We start from the raw sequence: 16,899 nt of genomic DNA, 5'->3' as shown, positions 1-16,899 counted from the left end.
GGCGCCAAGCTCACCGGTCAGATCGCCCCCATCGGGCCCCTCGGCTACGTCCTCGACGTCCGTGCGCGCCGGCTCATCCCATGGTTCGTCGGGGTCCGCGGTTTCGAGAAGCAGCGACATCTGGTCGTGCAGTTCGAGCAGGGTGTGCAGTGCGAACGCCTCGTCGGGGTCGATGCCGTATCGCCGGACCAGCCGGGCGCAGCCAAGATTGAAACGCCAGACGTCGAAATCGAATCCCGCGGGGGCAAGCGAGTCGTCGTTGCGCGACAGGCCGGTGGCGTCGGCGATCTCGCTCAGCGGCGCCAGCGGTTGGGTGAACAGTTCCGGATCACCAGCACATGCCGTCCACACCGCCGCGTCGAAGTACACCGGATTCTCCGGGTCAAGCATCGCGGCCAGTCGCGCGCCCACCGCAGCATCGGCGATCGCGGTGACCGGCTCGATCACCAGTTTCCGCTCCGTCAGCCGCACCCCGACCAGGTCGCCCTCGGCCACGCCCAACGCTGCCAGCGTGCCCGGTGTGAGCAGCAACGCCCCCAACGGGTCGACCAGCTCCGGAGCAGTCTCCCGTTCACCGAGCAGCTCGTCGTCGACCATGGGCAGCGCGACGTACGCGGGCGATCCGTCGGCGAACCGCACATACTGCTCGTCCTCGCACAGCGCGGTGACCGGGTCCAGATCCGGCGTCACCGTGAGCATGTCGTGGGCCAGCTCATCGGCGCTGAGCCGGTGGGTGAACACCCGCCCGGCCAGCAGAGTCGGCAGCCAGGCCCACCGATCGTCGATCAGCTGGCTTGCTGCGCAGCCGATTTCGTCGACCAGGTAGTCGAGTGCGTCATCTGGGTCTGCCACGCCGGCCTGCTGGAGCCGCTGTATGAGGTCGTCCTCGGACAAGGGGCCGTGCTCGCTCAGGATCGCCGTCAGGGCCGGTATGGGATGGAGCGCATCTGCCATTGTGGCCACCCTATGCGGTGCGGCCGACCCAAGCGAGAGAGGTACCATCAGAGCGGTAGAAAGGTACCCACATGGCGCTGAACATCAAAGACCCGACGGTGCACGAAGCGGTCAAACAGCTCGCCGCGCTGACGGGTGAATCCCAGGCGCAGGCCGTGGCGATTGCCGTGAACGAGCGTTTGGTCAGGCTGCAGCAGGACGACGTTGCGGCCCGACTCCTGGCCATCGGCCACAAGACCGCGCGCAGGATGTCCCCAGCGACCAAGCAACTCGACCACGCCGAGATGCTCTACGACGACCAGGGCCTCCCAGCGTGATCGTGGATACGTCGGCGATCATCGCGATTTTGAGAGAAGAGGACGACGCAGCGGTGTACACCGGAGCGATCGCCACTGCCGATGTGCGGCGACTGTCCGCGGCCAGCTACCTCGAATGCGGGTGCGTGCTCGACTCCCAGCGCGACCCGATCGTGAGTAGAGGGCTGGACGAATTGATCGAGGAAGCTGAGATCGCCGTAGAGCCGGTGACCGAGCGTCAGGCTCGCCTGGCACGGCAGGCCTATGCAGACTTCGGCAAAGGCAGTGGCCACGCGGCCAAGTTGAACTTCGGCGATTGTCTCTCGTATGCGCTGGCACTCGATCTGCGCGAGCCACTGCTGTGGAAGGGCAACGACTTTGGGCATACCGGTATTGAATCCGCGCTCGAAGAAGGGTGATTGGGCCTGACGCAGGTGCGATGGCACTACACCGGAACCGGCTCGACACCCTCGACGCGACCCAGCCGCCATCCTCCTTCGCCGAGCAGTTCCAGGTGTTTCTGATGGTGCCGGTTGACGGTGCTGCGGTGGGTGACGCTGACGAACACGGTGTCGGGAAGTTCGCGCCGAACCAGGCTGTAGATCATGAACTCCAGCGGTTCGTCGAGGGCTGAGGTCGCCTCGTCGAGGAACACCGCCTTCGGCTTGGTCAACAACAGCCGGGCGAACGCGATGCGCTGCTGCTCGCCGGGGGAGAGCACCTTGGCCCAGTCGGCCTCATCGGAGAGCCGGTCGGTGTAGCGCGGCAACGCCACCGCCTCCAGCGCCGCCCGCAGGGTTCCGTCGGGGATGTCGCCGGGCTCGTGCGGATAGGACACCACCGTCCGAAGGTCGCCGAGCGGAACGTAGGGCAACTGGGACAGGAACATCGTTTCGTGCTCGCCGCCGGGGCAGTGCATCGTGCCCGAGGTGTACGGCCAGAGCTGGGCCAGGCTGCGCAGCAGCGTGGACTTGCCGGTGCCCGACTTCCCGGTGATGATCAGCGACTCGCCGGGATTGAGCCGCAGATGCAGGTCGCTGATCAGCTGCTCGCCCGCCGGGTCGCGGACCTCGACGGCGTCGAGCTCGATCGCGCCGTCGTCATCGGCGGCGACCGTCAACTTCGGCAGCGCCCTGCTCTGTTCGTTGGCGGTCACCAGCCCGTGGAGCCGCAGGATCGACGCGCGGTAGCCGGCGAAGACGTCGTAGGAGTTGCGGAAGAACGACAGCGCATCCTGGATGGCGCCGAACGCCGATACCGATTGGATGACCGTGCCGAGTTGGATCTGGCCGGTGAACAGCCGCGGTGCCTGCAGCAGCCACGGCAGCGGAATGATGATGTGGCTCATCGACAGATTCCATCCGGTGAAGATCATGGTCCTGTTGATGAAGCGCTTGTAGTTGGACAGCACCGGCTCGAACCGGCTGCGCAGGTGATGGCGCTCCGGCTTCTCGCCGCGGTAGAGGGCGACGGCTTCGGCGGCGTCGCGCAGCCGCACCAGCGCGTAGCGGAAGGCGGCGTTGAACTTCTCGTTGTTGAACGACAACCGGATCAGCGGACGGCCGAGCCAGAAGGCGATGACGGTCGCGAACGCGACGTAGACGAACACCGACCAGAACAGGGCGCGCGGCAGCTCGACGCCGAACAGCGATACGGGACCGGAAAGGTTCCACAGGATCTGGGTGAACGAGATGACCGACACGATCGAGGAGATCGCCCCGAACGGCAGCGTGCCGTTGCTGGTCTGATGCGGGGTGTTCGGCTGCGGGCCGGAGATGGCAGTGAAGACGTCGATGTCGGATTGGATGCGCTGGTCCGGGTTGTCGATGGTCTGGTCGATGAACCGGGTCCGGTAGTAGGCGCGCCCGTCCAGCCAGTCGCCGGTGAGCCGGTCGGTCAGCCACGCCCGCCAGGCCAGCATGAAGCGCTGCGTGATGAACAGGTCGACCATGATGCGGGTGACCAGTATCGCCGCCAACAACGAGAACAGCAGCAGCGAGAGCCAAAAGCCCCAGACACCAGAGTCTTTCACCGACTGGTTGCCGACCGCGTGACCTTGCACGGCGATCTGAGCGGCGGAGTACAGATCGTTGCTCTGGTAGCTGAACAACACGGTCAGCCGCACCCCGACGATCACCGACAACAGCATCGCGGCCAGTGACAGCCACGGCTTGATGCTGTGCCGTCCCGTGAAGTACGCGCCGGTGACGACCCAGAACTGCCTGCCCCAGATGGTGAACCGGGCGATGAGAGTGAGCACGACGAGCGTGCAGAGCGCCGTGATCGCCCACGCCTCGCCGATCCAGATCAGTGAATCGACGAGGCCATTGCTCCAGTCGATCGACGGCGAGAACGGTTTGAGATCGTCCATTGGCACCCCACTCCTGCGTCGGCTGACACGGTTGCGGCGAAAGCTACCGCACGTCCCAGCCCGGCACGCTCATCCCGCTGGCTCCAGCCCCACTGTCGCTGATAGTCGGGCACAAACATCCATGGTCCCGGCAGGGGCGCGCGGGACGTTAGGGGCACACGGGACCAGTGCGTCTGCAACCGTCGCATGACCGACCGATCCTCAGCCCACGCTCAGCAGTTACTTAGCGAAGGTAAGTGGTTGGGCCACTACACTCGCCGGGTGCTAGCCAGCCCAACCGCCGCGATCAGTGGTGGCACGGTCGAGCGGGGGCCGGTTCGAGTCGCGGCCCTCACCGGGATGCGGGGCCTGGCTGCCCTGCTGGTGCTGGGCACCCATGCGGCGTTCGCCACGGGCAAGCTGTCGCACGGCTACGTCGGCGTGATGTACGCACGCCTGGAGATCGGCGTGGCGATCTTCTTCGTGTTGTCGGGCTTCCTGTTGTTCCGGCCGTGGGTGCGCGCTGCGGCCGCTGGCGTGTCGCTGCCGTCGGTCGGGCACTACGCGCGGCGCCGGATGCGCCGCGTGATGCCCGCCTACCTCGTCACCGTGGTGGCCGTTTTCGTCGTGTTCTCGTTCTACTCGGCGGGCCCGAATCCCGGCCAGAGTTGGGCAGGTTTGCTCCGGTACCTCACCCTCACGCAGATCTACACCGACAACTTCTTGATCACCTATCTGCACCAAGGACTTTCGCAGACGTGGAGTCTGGCGGTGGAGGTGTCGTTCTACGCGGTGCTGCCAGTGCTGGCGTATCTATTGCTGACGGTGCACTGCCGCGGCCGGTGGCAACCGAGGCGACTGCTCGCCGGACTGGCCGTGATCGCCGCCGCAAGCCCACTGTGGTTGATCATCGTGAACACCACCGACTGGCTGCCGAACTCTGCAGGGATGTGGTTGCCCGCCCACCTCGCGTGGTTCGCCGGTGGGATGACGTTGGCGGTGCTGCAGTCGATGGCGGTGCGTTGCCCTGCCGCACTGGCGATTCCGTTGGCAGCGATGCTGTACCTGGTGGCCTGCACGCCCATCGCGGGAGCCATCACGATGGGACCGGTTCGGCTGTGGGAGCCGATCACGAAGAATCTTCTCTACGCGGGTATCGCGACGTTGGTGGTGGCGCCGCTGGTGCTCGGTGGCGGCGGGTGGTTCGAGCGCATCCTGGGCAGTCGACCCATGGTCTGGCTGGGCGAGATCTCCTACGAAATCTTCTTGCTGCACGTGGCCGTCATGGCATTGGTGTTCGGGGTGCTACTGCGCTGGCCGCTGTTCACCGGTTCACTGCCGGGCCTGTTTGGCTTGACCCTGGCCATCACGATTCCGCTGGCGTATGCGTTGCGCAGGCTCACCGAACCGAGGCTCACTCGACTGCGGTCTCTTCGCTGATCCCGGCCTGCGCCTTGGTGGTGGTCACGTCGCGGCATTCGCCGAACTCGCGAACCTCCACGGCCCCGCCGGTGCCGGGGATATCCTTCCCCATGCAAATTGGGGGAGTGACGACGACGAGACGGTCAAGTTCTGGGAGCACGACCTGCCGCTTCAAATGGCTGATCTCGCAGCAAAACCGCCACGGCTCCCCGCCGGTGCCGCCGTCATCCCGAGCAGGCCGAACGCCAGCGCGACGGCCACAAGGCCTACTGGGACACGTTCTGGGACACCGACCAGGTGTTCTACGGGCACGTCCTGGGCTTCAAGGGGCTCGAGCGGCGGGCAGTGGTCCTGGTCATCAACGAGGAGGCCAAGTTCGAACGCTCCCGCGAGCGGCTCTACGTCGGATTATCCAGGGTGCGTGACCAACTCGTCGTCTGCGGTGACCCCGACTTCATCCGCGACGTCGGCGGCCAGGATCTGGCCAGGCGCCTCAACGTCAACCCTGCGCCACCGACGTAGAATTTGGCGAGGAGGTTGGGCACGGCCGATTGGAGAATCGACGACATGGGACCGATGAAGACGGGGACGGGCTTCCCCGACGTCGTGGTCACCGCAGTCACGTCCACGACGTCGATCGCCACCGACGCCGAGGAGACGTGGCGCCAACTGTTGGAGGGCCACAGCGGAATCCGTCCGCTCGACACGCCGTTCGTCGACGAATTCGACCTGCCGGTCCGCATCGGCGGGCAGCTGCACGAGGAATTCGACCATCACCTCAACCGGGTCGAACTGCGGCGGCTGTCGTATCTGCAGAAGATGTCGACCGTCCTGAGCCGCAGACTTTGGGACCAGGCCGGGCTCGGTGACGTCGACACCGCCCGGTTGATGATCGCGATCGGGCAGGCCCTTGGCACCACCGAGGAGGCCGTCGTCCAGTACGACACCTTCAAGGAGAAGGGCATGCGCGCAGTGTCGCCGCTGGCCATCCAGATGTACATGCCCAATGCGCCCGCCGCCGCCGTCGGTCTGGAGCGCAAGGCGAAGTCGGGCATCGTGACCCCATTGATGGCGGACGCCTCGGGCGCCGCGGCCATCGCCGAGGCGTGGCGCGGCATCATCTTCGGGGACGCGGACTTCGCGATCTGCGGCGGCATCGACACTCTGATCGCCGCCGTGCCCATCGCGTCGTTCAGCCGACTCGGCCTGCTCTCGACGAACAATGACCACCCCGCCGCGGCCTGCCGCCCCTTCGACGTCGATCGCGACGGGACGGTGTTCAGCGAGGGCGGCGCGCTGATGCTCATCGAGACCGAGGAGCACGCCGTCGCTCGCGGGGCGACGATCCTTGGCCGGCTGATGGGTGCAGCCATCACCTCCGACGGCTACGACCAGGTCGCACCGCACCCGAGCGGTGAGTCGGCGGCACGTGCCATCGCCCGCGCGATCGAGCTCGCAGGCATTGCGCCCGACGACGTCGACCTCGTCAGCGCGCATGCCGCGGGAACCGGCCCCGGCGACCTCGCCGAGGCCAAGGCATTGCACCTGGTGCTCGACGATCACAAGCCCTCGGTGTATGCGTCGAAGGCCGCACTCGGACACTCCTGGGGCGCAACGGGAGCCATCGACGCGGTCCTGACCGTGCAGGCGCTGCGCGACCAGGTGGCGCCACCCACGCTGAACCTCGACACGCTGGACCCCGCCATCGACCTCGACGTGGTGGCCGACCGGCCTCGTCGCGGCGAGTACCGCTACGCGCTCACGGACTGCTTCGGATTCGGCGGCTACAACGTCGCGTTGGTGTTCGGCGCGCCGTGAGCCCGGCTGGGTAACACGGTTGACGCAATTCTCCACCAAAGGGTCAGTGTAAGGCCTATATGGATAATTCATTGTTGTCTATTGTCCCGATAGTTCGAACCTGATACGTTCGTGGCTCATATCGCCAATGTGACGGGGATCTCAGAGACTGGGTGTCCCGCCTGCCAGTGGCGCAGCCAACCCTCGGATCGCAGAGAGAACCGGAATACGTCGTGGACGACTCATTGATCTTTCGTAGTGCCGTCGACCTGGCCGAGGCGCTGCGGCGACGCGATGTCTCTGCCCGCGAGGTGCTGGTTGCACACGTGGAACAGATCAACCGTTACAACCCGGCGATCAATGCGGTGGTGAGCCTTGACATCGAGGGAGCTGAGAAGGCGGCAGCCGAGGCAGACCGACGATGCGCGGCGGGGGAGCCGTTGGGTCCGCTGCACGGGCTACCGATCTCCTTCAAGGACACCCACGCCACCGCGGGCCTGCGCACGACGTTCGGGTCTCCGCTGCACGCCAACTGGGTCCCGGAGCACGACGATGAGATCGTCCGACGCATCCAGGCCGCCGGCGCCGTTCGGGTTGGCAAGACCAACGTGCCGGAGTTCGCGGCCGGGTCGCACTCGTTCAATACGGTCTTCGGCACGACCCGCAACCCGTACGCGCTCGATCGGTCGGCCGGCGGCAGCAGTGGAGGCGCCGCCGCGGCCCTGGCCACCGGCCTGCAGCCCATTGCCGACGGCAGCGACATGGGCGGGTCGTTGCGCAATCCCGCGTCGTTCTGCAACGTCGTCGGGCTGCGCCCGACACCGGGCCGGGTGCCCGATCCCGCAGCGGCGTGGGCGTACCCCAATCTGGCGACCGGTGGCCCGATTGCCCGCACGGTCGGCGACGTCGCACTGCTGCTGTCGGTGATCGCCGGTGCCCATCGCGACGACCCGATGTCGCTGTCCGATGACCCGGCATCGCTGGCGGCCGTGAATCCGGCCGACCTGCGCGGGCTCCGGGTGGCGTGGACACCGACCCTCGGCGACCGGGTACCGGTCGACGCCGACGTGCTGGCCCCGTTGGAAACCGCGGCCGGGGTGTTCGCGGCAGCGGGGGCGCACGTCGAACCGGCATGTCCCGACCTCGACGGCGCCGACGCCGTATTCCGCACCTTGCGCGCCGTGGAATTCGACACGATGTGGGGGGAGGAACTCGACGCCACACCGGAGGCATTCAAGGCCGACCTGGCGTGGAACATCCGCGAAGGCCGTAACAGAACCGCCCTCGACGTCGGCAGGGCACTCGCCGAGCTGACCCGGCTGCAGCGGTCCGCGAATGCGTTCTTCGACACCTATGACGTGCTGATCGCCCCCGTCAGTCAGGTCGCTCCGTTCGATGCGGATCTGCTCTGGCCCAACGAGATTGCGGGTATACGTCAGCACGACTACCTCGACTGGATGGCCTCCTGCTACCTGCTCACCACGCTCGGCGTCCCGGCCATTTCGGTACCCGCCGGGTTCACTGCCGACGGGTTGCCCGTCGGGCTGCAAATCGCCACCCGCGCCCGCACCGAGCAGCGACTGCTCGCCGTGGCTGCGGCATTCGAAGCCGTGACCGAACACGGTCGGCGGCGTCCCGCCTTCACCCTGGAGAAGCGTTCATGACACCACCCGCCCTGGAGAGCCCGCGGCGACTCGCCATCGCCGCCGTCCCGATTCTCGGATTCCTGGTCACCCCGTTCCTGCCGTTCGTCAACGGACCGCACCTCTGGTTCGGCGTTCCGTCGGTGCTCGTCTGGACCGCGGTCTGGGTGATCGGGACCGTAGTCGCGCTGCGCATCGTCGAAGCGACCTACCGCCGCGAGGGCGGGGCGGCCATCGATGCCGCTGACGCGACCGATGCGAGCGAGGACACGGGGGACCACCGATGAACGCCCTCACCGTTTTCATCGTCATCGGCATGGTTGCCATCGGAGTGATCGGCGCCGCGGGCCGCCGCGCTACGAAACTCGACGAGTGGACCGTCAGTGGTCGCAGCTTCCGGCGCTGGCGCTCGTGGTTCCTGCAGGCCGGTGAGTCGCTCACCACGTTCAGCTTCCTCGGGCTGTCCGGTATCGCATTCGGTGGCGGCGTCAGTGCCACGTTTGCGCTTGCCTACCTGTCGATTTCGGCGATCGGCCTGTACTTCGTCGCACCGCGACTGTGGCGGCTCGGCAAGGGTCGCGGCTATCTGACCATGGCCGACTTCTTCGTCGACCGGTTCAACAGCCCCTCGCTGGGCAAGGTGGTCGCAGTGGTCGGTGCGATCTTCCTGCTGCCCTACCTGGAACTGCAGATCACCGGTCTGGGCCTGATCGTCGAGCTGGCCACCGGCAGCGCGGCGAGCCGCGGGCTGTCGATGGTCATCGCGAGCGTGCTGGTCATCCTGTTCGTGGTGTGGGCCGGCATTCGGGGGATCTCGCGGGTCGCGGTGCTCAAGGATTCGCTCATGGTGGTCGCATTGCTCATCGTGGTCGGCGGTGTCGGGTTCGGCATCGCCGGCATTCCGGAGGTCTTCTCCCGGGTCCGCGGCGACCGGCCCGAACTGCTGACGCTTGCCGCACCCGGCTACGACACCACGTTCTTCGTCACCGCGGTGGTGGTCACCTCGATCGGCGCCGGGCTCAACGTCTTTCCGCATCTATGGCCGCCGGTGTTCGCCGCCCGCAGCGGTGAAATCCTGCGCAGCAACTACACCTGGCTCGCGCTCTATCAGCTGCTGCTGTTCGCCCCGATCATCGTCGGGCTCGGCGCCATCCTGATCCTGCCCGCCGACACCGCCAGCAACAACGTCCTGCTGAACACCGCGACACACACGCTGCCCGACTGGCTGGTCGCCGTCGTCGCCATCGCCGGTGCCTCGGCGGCGATGGTTCCGGCCGCTGCGATAGTGATGGGCATCTCAACCCTGGTGTCGCGCAACCTCATTACCGTGGGAACCGAAAAGTTGCGGATGCGGATGAACACCGCCGTCGTCGCGGCCGCCATCACCGTGGCGCTAGTGTTCGGGCTGGGTGGCACCAGCATCGCCAGCCTGCTGCTGCTCACCTACGGCGGGCTGACCCAGCTCGCCCCCGGGATCCTGGTGGCGTTGCGCGGACGCGTCACGGTGGGGGCGGTTCCGGTGCTGACCGGTATCGTCGTCGGCGTGCTGGTCGTCAGTTGGATAACGTTCTTCGAGATCCCGATCGGCAGTTGGGACTCCGGGTTCATCGCGCTCGGCCCGAACCTCGTCGTACTGGTCATCGCCGAGGTGATCCGTCGCCGACTCCCCGGGAAGGCCCGCACGGTCGTCAAATCCGAAGTGCCAGCAGTGAGGTGACGCGACCGGTGGAGACACTCGACCCACTTGCCCTGCGGATCACCGAGGCTCTGCAGGTCAACGGCCGGGCGTCGTGGCGGCGGATCGCGGAGGTCCTTGACGAGCCGGTCCGCACCGTCGCCCGGCGTGGCGCCGCGTTGCTCGAAGACCGCACCGTGCAGGTCGTCGGGCTCACCGCGCTGGCGCCGACGCACCTGCTGCGGGTGCAGTGTCGCCCCGACACGGTCCAGTCGGTGGCCCGCACCCTGGCGTCGTGGCCACAGTCGGTGTTCGTCTACGTGCTCGCCGAGTCCGCAGAGGTCATCGCCGAGGTGGCAGCCGAATTCGACACGCTCCCTGCCCTTCTCGACGCAGAACTGGACGGAGTACTGACCCGTCGACTGACCCCCGTACTGCAGTACTTCCGGACGGTTGCCGAGTGGCGCACGGGGGTGCTGACTCCCGCCGAGGTCGCCGCGCTCGAATTGCCCGACGTCCCACCGGAACAGACCCGCACCGGCCTCCAGGTCGACGACGTCGACCGCGCCATCATCGACGCCCTCGTCGCCGACGGGCGCACACCCCTCGAGGAAATCGCCTCGCTCGCCGGGTTCTCACAGGCGACCGCCCGCCGACGCATCGACCAACTGCTTCAGCGCGGTCTGGTACGCATCCGCGCAGTCGTCGGCCCGGCGCTGCTCGGTCTGCCCGTCGAGGCGCTGCTGTGGATCCGCTGCAGTCCTCAGCACGCGCAGCACGTCGGAACCACACTCGCCCGCTCTCCTCTCGTGCGCTACGCGGCCATGGTGATGGGCGAGTATCCCGTCGTCGTCGACGTCGCGGCTCACGACATCTCCGAGCTACGCGACTTTCTCACCGACGGTCCCTGGGAAGCCCGCGTCGAGTCGGTGCACGCGACCCTGCTGGTGCAGACATTCAAGCGCGGCGGCGTCGTCACCGAACCCCCCGACCACATCGGGCCGCCGACCGCCTAATCGCCCCGCTATCCCTTGACGAGCGTGAACTGCCCCAGTTCGCTGACGCGGCGCTTGAAGAAGTCACTGCAGCCCGTCAGGTACTTCATGTACCGCTCGTAGACCTCTTCCGACGTCGCGGCGACGGCCTCGTCGTGGTGGGCCTCCAACGCCGAGGACCAGAGGTCGAGTGTGCGCACGTAGTGCTCGTCGAGCAGTTGCTTGTCTTCGACCGCGAACCCGGCTTCCTGCGCCAGGGTGACGATTTGCTCTTCGCCGGGCACCGAGCCGCCGGGGAAGATCTCCTTGGCGATGAACCGCATGAACCGCAGGTCGGTCATGGTCACCGGGATGCCCAGCTCCGGCCACTTCTTCAGCGGATGTCCGAGGATCGCCTGCAACACCATGCGTCCGTCGCCGGGCAGGATGCTGCTGCACGTCTTGAAGAACGGCGCGTAGCGGTCAGGCGGGAACGCCTCGATCGCCTCGAGGCTGATGATGCGGTCGACGGGCTCGTCGAACTGCTCCCACCCACTGAGCATCACCCGGCGCGAGCGCTCGGTGTCCAGCTCGTCGAGCAGCTGCTTGCCGAACTTGGCCTGGTTCCTGCTCAGCGTCAGGCCGACGACGTTGACGTCGTGCTTCTCGACCGCGCGCTTCATCACCGAGCCCCAGCCGCACCCGATGTCGAGCAGCGTCATGCCCGGCTGCAAATTCAGTTTGCCCAGTGCTAAATCGATCTTGGCGATCTGTGCTTCTTCGAGCGTCATGTCGTCGCGCTCGAAGTACGCACAGCTGTACGTCCGCGTCGGGTCCTGGAACGTTCCGAAGAAGTCGTCGGACAGGTCGTAATGAGCCTGCACCTCTTCGAAATGCGGCTTCATTGCCGGCGTACCTATCGTGCTCTCAGCCATCCCCGACTGACCTCCATCCGATGGACCGCCTGTGAGCGGCGCGGTCTTATTTAGTTAGCGTGCGTACGTAAATTACTACACCATCGCGAGTCATGCCTTCTCGCAGGTGAATTGGACGACATCGGTGTAACCGTCGCGGAACAGGTCGGCGCAACCGGTCAGATACTTGTGGAATTTCTCGTAGATCTGCTCGGACGTGATCGCGATGGCCTCGTCCTTGTTGGCCTCGAGATTGGCCGCCCACGTGTCTAGCGTCTTGACGTAGTGCGGCTGCAGATGCTGCTCGCGGGTGACCGTGTAGCCCGCCTTGACCGCGTGCCCCTTGACCATCGAGGCCAGCGGCAAACGGCCACCGGGGTAGATCTCGTCCATGATGAACTTGATGAAGCGCACCCGCGACATGGTCAGCGGCAGCTTCTTGGCCTTGATCTCCTCATCCTCGGGGATGATGATCGAGTGCAGCATCTGCACGCCATCGTCGGGCAGCCAGTCGAAGGTCTTCTTGAAGTAGTCGTCGTACTTGCTGAAGCCGAAGTGCTCGAACGCGCCGATCGAGACGATCCGGTCCACCTGGCCGCTGAAGTCCTCCCACGGCTGCAGCCGGACCTCCATCTTGCGGTCGCTCTTCGAGTTGGCGAACCAGTGCTCCTCGATGTGCTGCTTCTGGTTCTCCGACAGCGTCAGGCCGATGACGTTGACGTCGTACTTCTCGACCGCCCGCATGATCGTGGCGCCCCACCCGCAGCCGATGTCGAGGAGCGTCATCCCCGGCTGCAAGCCGAGCTTGCCGAGGGACAGATCGATCTTCGCCATCTGCGCCTGCTCGAGCGTGTAGTCGTCCTTCTCGAAGTAGGCGCAGCTGTAGACCTGGTTCGGGTCCTGCCACAGCTTGAAGAACTCATTCGAGATGTCGTAGTGGAATTGAACTTCCTTCTTGTCCGATCCGCGGGCTTGCGACGCGGACTTGGACAGCCACGTCGACTGCGCAGGTGACGAACTTTGCTTCTCGCTCGAGGAACTCATGAATCAACCCGTCGGCTCTTGAAAACTGCGGTCGCGGTCGTGCCGTCCGGCTCCTTCTTCACCGTGCCGGCACATCGACTTTACCTCCGGCGCCCCGCCGCGCCGACGCTTACACGAGCCTGCGCGCGCGACTTTTTCCGGGTGTGTGCCGCCTCTGTTTGCCGATGACCGAGTGGCGCATTGCCGTGTTCGCGACGGGCGGGAAACTCCGCAGGGCCGAATCGCGACCCGGCGTGGCGTCGGCGCATGCGACGGCACAGACTGGAGTTCATGACGGATCGTGAGGACACCCGCGTCGCGGTCTATCTCGACTTCGACAACATCGTGATCTCGCGATACGACCAAGTGAACGGTCGCAACTCGTTCCAACGCGACAAGACCAAGGGCCTCGAGGTCGACCGCCTGCAACGGGCCACCGTCGACGTCGGAGCGATCATCGACTTCGCGTCGTCCTTCGGCACCCTGGTGCTCACCCGCGCCTACGCCGACTGGTCGGCCGACGTGAACGCCGGCTACCGCGGCCAGCTGGTCGGACGCGCCGTCGACCTGGTGCAGCTGTTCCCCGCCGCTGCGTACGGCAAGAACGGCGCCGACATCCGGCTCGCGGTCGATGCCGTCGAGGACATGTTCCGGCTGCCCGACCTGACGCACGTGGTGATCGTCGCAGGCGACTCCGACTACATCGCGCTCGCGCAGCGCTGCAAGAGGCTGGGCCGATACGTCGTCGGCATCGGGGTCGCAGGCTCGTCGAGCCGGTCGCTGGCTGCGGCGTGCGACGACTTCGTCATCTACGACGCGCTGCCCGGGGTCCCGGTGTTCGAACCGAACGTCGAGCCGGAGACGGACACGGACGCGCCCGAACCCGAGCCGAAGAAGCGCGCCCCGCGCCGCCGCGCCACCCGGCCGCAGGCCGTGGAGGAGGAGCCCGAGGCGCCCGACCCGCAGACCGCCGCCACCGGGCTGCTCGAGCGGGCGCTGCGGATCGGGTTGGAGAAGGACGACGTCGAGTGGCTGCACAACTCCGCGGTCAAGGCCCAGATGAAGCGGATGGACCCGTCGTTCAGTGAGAAGTCCCTTGGCTTCCGGTCCTTCAGCGACTTCCTGCGATCCCGCTCAGACGTCGTGGAGCTCGACGAGAGTTCGACGACGCGCATGGTCCGCCTGAAGGGCTAACTCCCGCGCGATTTGTGCACCCGCGCCCGTGGCCCCCGCGGGTTTGGGTGCACGAATCGCTAGGCGATCGTGCTGACGATATCGGGCTTCATGGCATCCAGCTGCGCACTCCAGTACGGCCAGCTGTGGGTGCCGTTCGGGGGGAAGTTGAACGTCGCGTTCTTCCCGCCCGCGCCCGTGTACGCGTTCTGGAAGGCGACGTTGCTGTCCTTGGTCAGGCCCTCAAGGAAGGTGGCGGGCAGATCGCCACCGCCAAGGTCGTTGGGGGTGCCGTTACCCGTGTAGACGTAGATGCGGGTGCCGTTCGCGGCGATCGTGCCTGCCTGCAGCGTCGGGTCGTTGCGCTGCCAGTCCGGGCCGCCGTTGGGGCCCCACATGGCGTTCGCGTCGAAACCGCCCGCGTCGCGCATCGAGAAGCCGACCAGGGTCGGCCAGATGCCGTCGGAGAGGTGCTCGAATCCCGACAGCGACCCCGCGTACTTGAAGTTGCCTGGGTGATAGGCGGCCAGGATCAGCGAGGCGCTGCCCGACATGGACAATCCGACGACGGCATTGCCGGAGCTGGAGATCCCCTTGTTGGCCGCGAGGTAAGCGGGCAGCTCCGAGGTCAGGAACGTCTCCCAGTTGTAGGTCCAGGTCCCGCCATTGCCGACGGCTGGCTGCTCCCAGTTGGTGTAGAAGCTGGACATGCCGCCGACGGGCATGACCACCGAGACGCCCGATCCGTTGAACTTCTCGAATGCATTGGTTTCGATGTCCCAGCCGCTGTTGTCGTCGCGGGCGCGCAGCCCGTCGAGCAGGTAGACGGCGTGGCTGCCGCCCGGCTGGAACCGCACCAGCACGTTGCGGCCCATCGCGGCCGACGGGACCTGCAGGTCCTCGACCGGCAACCCCGGCGGCGAGTACGCCCCCGCGGTCGCCGAACCACCGGTGACACCGATGAGGCCGGGCAGTGCGGCAGCGGTGACCGCGACGACCGCGATCCGGTGCCAGGTCCTTCGGAATGTGGAAGTCAGCGTCATTCATCTGCCCAATCTCGTCGGTGAAGACCCACCTGCGTGCGGTCATCGGACCAAGACCCCTCAGCGCTCCATACGGAGTCCTGCTGTCATCGGTTACTCGCAGGGCGACACCCGTTCGTTACCGAACGACACCTGCAGATCGTACTTTCTGCTGGTGTGAGGCGCCTGCGGATCGGTAGGTCGGCTCGGCAAGTCGGCGGCAGCGGGCACCGGCACCTCGTTGCTGCGCTCTCGCTGAGCGAACATCCTGAAACGAGCCGATTACGAACGAAGTACGCCAACCCAGGTCGGTGTGAGAGAACGCGCGCAAACCCCTACCATTGGGCCTCGACATCTCTTCGATGCCGAAAATCTATGGAGCTTTGTTGACGTCTTCTCGCCGTGTCCACGGGGCCTGGTTGGCCTCTGTCTTCGCCGTGCTCACAGTGCTCGGTGGTGTCGTCGTGAGCGGATCCGAACGGTGCCCGCACGGCTGCCAGGTGATCGCCGCCCCCCGCGACCTGTCCCAGTCCGAACCGGTCGTGCCGACGTCGACGCCTGCGGCTCTGGCGATCATGCCCGCACCCGCGAGCGACAAGGTCAACCCCGCGGGGCCCGTCCTGGTGACCGCGACGTCCGGCAGCATCACCGACGTCACGATGACCAACGACAGCGGCAAGGTGATCCCCGGCGTGCTCACGCCGGACCACACGGCGTGGAAGCCGACCATTCAGCTGGGGTACGACCGCACCTACAAGATGACGATCCTGGCGCGCGGGCCCAACGGCATGCCCTCGCGTGAGGCGTCGTCGTTCACGACTGTCTCGCCGAGCAACCAGACGCAGGTTTACCTGGACACGACCGGCGGCGGCATGCTCCAGGACGGCGCGACGTACGGCGTCGGCATGGTCGTGGTCGCGCACTTCGACGAGGCCATCGACAACAAGGCCAACGCCGAACGGCATCTCTCCGTCACCACCAACCCGCCGGTGCCCGGGTCCTGGTACTGGGTCGACGACCAGGACGCGCACTGGCGTCCGGAGAAGTACTACGCGCCGGGCACGACGGTCACCGTCAACGCCAACCTGTACGGCACGCCGTTGGGCGACGGCCTGTACGGCAGCGAGGACGAGAAGGTGTCGTTCAAGATCGGCGACGCGCACGTGTCGATCGCCGACGACAACACCCACCAGGTCAGCGTCTACGACAACGGCAAGCTGGTGCGCACCATGCCGACGTCCATGGGCATGGGCGGGATCCAGACCATCGCAGGCACCACCTTCTCGTTCTTCACCCCGCCGGGCGTGTACACGGTGTTGGACAAGGCCAACCCGGTGATCATGGATTCCTCGACGTTCGGACTACCGACCAACTCGCGCCTTGGCTACAAGGAGTCGATCTCCTACGCCACGAAGATCAGCACCGACGGCATCTATCTCCACCAGCTCAACTCCACGGTGTGGGCGCAGGGCAACACCGATACCTCGCATGGGTGTCTGAACCTCAACGGCGACAACGCCTCGTGGTTCTTCGACTTCTCGGTGCCCGGCGACGTCGTCGAGGTGCGCAACACCGGCGGCAAGTCGCTGGAGGTCTGGCAGAACGGCGACTGGACCGTGCCGTGGGATCTGTGGCGGCGGGGCAGCAAGCTCACTT

Annotated in this window: 14 protein-coding genes and 2 pseudogenes; 11 read left to right on the top strand and 5 right to left on the bottom strand. The window is 66.2% G+C overall.

What is annotated here, in order from left to right; all coding sequences use genetic code 11:
- A pseudogene (locus ACRDUX_RS17525) lies at positions 1–954 on the bottom strand (hypothetical protein); the annotation flags it as partial.
- Between the two features lie 71 nt (positions 955–1,025).
- Between ACRDUX_RS17525 and ACRDUX_RS17520 the strand changes: the two are divergent.
- Positions 1,026–1,271 (top strand): type II toxin-antitoxin system VapB family antitoxin, encoded by a 246-nt coding sequence (locus tag ACRDUX_RS17520; protein ID WP_526415289.1) that lies wholly within the window; start codon positions 1,026–1,028, stop codon positions 1,269–1,271.
- Entirely contained in the window at positions 1,268–1,669 is a 402-nt protein-coding gene (locus tag ACRDUX_RS17515; RefSeq protein WP_526415288.1) for a type II toxin-antitoxin system VapC family toxin, read from the top strand. Before ACRDUX_RS17520 ends, ACRDUX_RS17515 begins: the two co-directional genes overlap by 4 nt.
- A gap of 26 nt (positions 1,670–1,695) precedes the next feature.
- On the opposite strand, the gene ACRDUX_RS17510 is transcribed toward ACRDUX_RS17515, so the two are convergent.
- Entirely contained in the window at positions 1,696–3,621 is a 1,926-nt protein-coding gene (locus tag ACRDUX_RS17510) for an ABC transporter ATP-binding protein/permease (protein ID WP_526415287.1), read from the bottom strand.
- Between the two features lie 261 nt (positions 3,622–3,882).
- On the opposite strand from ACRDUX_RS17510, the gene ACRDUX_RS17505 reads away from it, so the two are divergent.
- The 7 genes and pseudogenes from ACRDUX_RS17505 (at position 3,883) to ACRDUX_RS17475 (ending at position 11,153) form a co-directional block, all read left to right on the top strand.
- Entirely contained in the window at positions 3,883–5,040 is a 1,158-nt protein-coding gene (locus ACRDUX_RS17505; RefSeq protein WP_526415286.1) for an acyltransferase family protein, read from the top strand.
- A gap of 204 nt (positions 5,041–5,244) precedes the next feature.
- Positions 5,245–5,544, top strand: a pseudogene (locus ACRDUX_RS17500) (nuclease); the annotation flags it as partial.
- 45 nt (positions 5,545–5,589) lie between these two features.
- Positions 5,590–6,840 carry a KasA/KasB family beta-ketoacyl-ACP synthase gene (locus ACRDUX_RS17495; RefSeq protein ID WP_526415285.1) on the top strand — a complete coding sequence of 417 codons (1,251 nt, stop codon included), beginning with the start codon at positions 5,590–5,592 and terminating at the stop codon, positions 6,838–6,840.
- A gap of 212 nt (positions 6,841–7,052) precedes the next feature.
- Positions 7,053–8,483, top strand: a complete 1,431-nt coding sequence (locus tag ACRDUX_RS17490; protein ID WP_526415284.1) for an amidase — start codon at positions 7,053–7,055, stop codon at positions 8,481–8,483.
- Positions 8,480–8,749 (top strand): hypothetical protein, encoded by a 270-nt coding sequence (locus tag ACRDUX_RS17485; RefSeq protein ID WP_526415283.1) that lies wholly within the window; start codon positions 8,480–8,482, stop codon positions 8,747–8,749. The genes ACRDUX_RS17490 and ACRDUX_RS17485 overlap by 4 nt, the downstream gene beginning before the upstream one ends.
- Positions 8,746–10,179, top strand: a complete 1,434-nt coding sequence (locus ACRDUX_RS17480) for a sodium:solute symporter family protein (RefSeq protein WP_526415282.1) — start codon at positions 8,746–8,748, stop codon at positions 10,177–10,179. Before ACRDUX_RS17485 ends, ACRDUX_RS17480 begins: the two co-directional genes overlap by 4 nt.
- Positions 10,180–10,187: 8 nt before the next feature.
- Complete coding sequence (locus ACRDUX_RS17475; protein WP_526415281.1) at positions 10,188–11,153, top strand: Lrp/AsnC family transcriptional regulator; 966 nt, start codon at positions 10,188–10,190, stop codon at positions 11,151–11,153.
- Between the two features lie 8 nt (positions 11,154–11,161).
- Here the strand turns inward: ACRDUX_RS17475 and ACRDUX_RS17470 are convergent, their stop codons facing one another.
- Together ACRDUX_RS17470 and ACRDUX_RS17465 are read right to left on the bottom strand one after the other, a co-directional pair.
- Positions 11,162–12,016, bottom strand: coding sequence for a cyclopropane mycolic acid synthase family methyltransferase (locus ACRDUX_RS17470; protein ID WP_526415280.1), 855 nt, complete (start codon positions 12,014–12,016; stop codon positions 11,162–11,164).
- A 120-nt stretch (positions 12,017–12,136) separates the two neighbouring features.
- A complete protein-coding gene (locus ACRDUX_RS17465; RefSeq protein ID WP_526415279.1) occupies positions 12,137–13,069 on the bottom strand; it encodes a cyclopropane mycolic acid synthase family methyltransferase in 933 nt (310 codons plus the stop codon).
- Positions 13,070–13,339: 270 nt separating this feature from the next.
- Here ACRDUX_RS17465 and ACRDUX_RS17460 point away from each other — a divergent pair, with 270 nt between their 5' ends.
- On the top strand, positions 13,340–14,242 hold the full coding sequence (locus tag ACRDUX_RS17460) for an NYN domain-containing protein (RefSeq protein WP_526415278.1): 903 nt from the start codon (positions 13,340–13,342) through the stop codon (positions 14,240–14,242).
- Between the two features lie 59 nt (positions 14,243–14,301).
- Here ACRDUX_RS17460 and ACRDUX_RS17455 read toward each other — a convergent pair whose 3' ends face one another.
- The gene (locus ACRDUX_RS17455; protein WP_526415277.1) at positions 14,302–15,264 is read right to left on the bottom strand and encodes an alpha/beta hydrolase; all 963 of its coding nucleotides are present in this window, start codon (positions 15,262–15,264) and stop codon (positions 14,302–14,304) included.
- Positions 15,265–15,605: 341 nt separating this feature from the next.
- Here ACRDUX_RS17455 and ACRDUX_RS17450 point away from each other — a divergent pair.
- On the top strand, positions 15,606–16,899 hold a 1,294-nt coding region (locus tag ACRDUX_RS17450; RefSeq protein WP_526415276.1), incomplete at its 3' end, for an Ig-like domain-containing protein.

It is taken from the genome of Mycobacterium sp., from assembly GCF_050701675.1.
In the GTDB taxonomy this organism is placed as follows: Bacteria; Actinomycetota; Actinomycetes; order Mycobacteriales; family Mycobacteriaceae; genus Mycobacterium.
The sequence above is the reverse complement of the archived record's forward strand: the minus strand, read 5'-3'. Positions and strand labels throughout refer to the sequence as shown.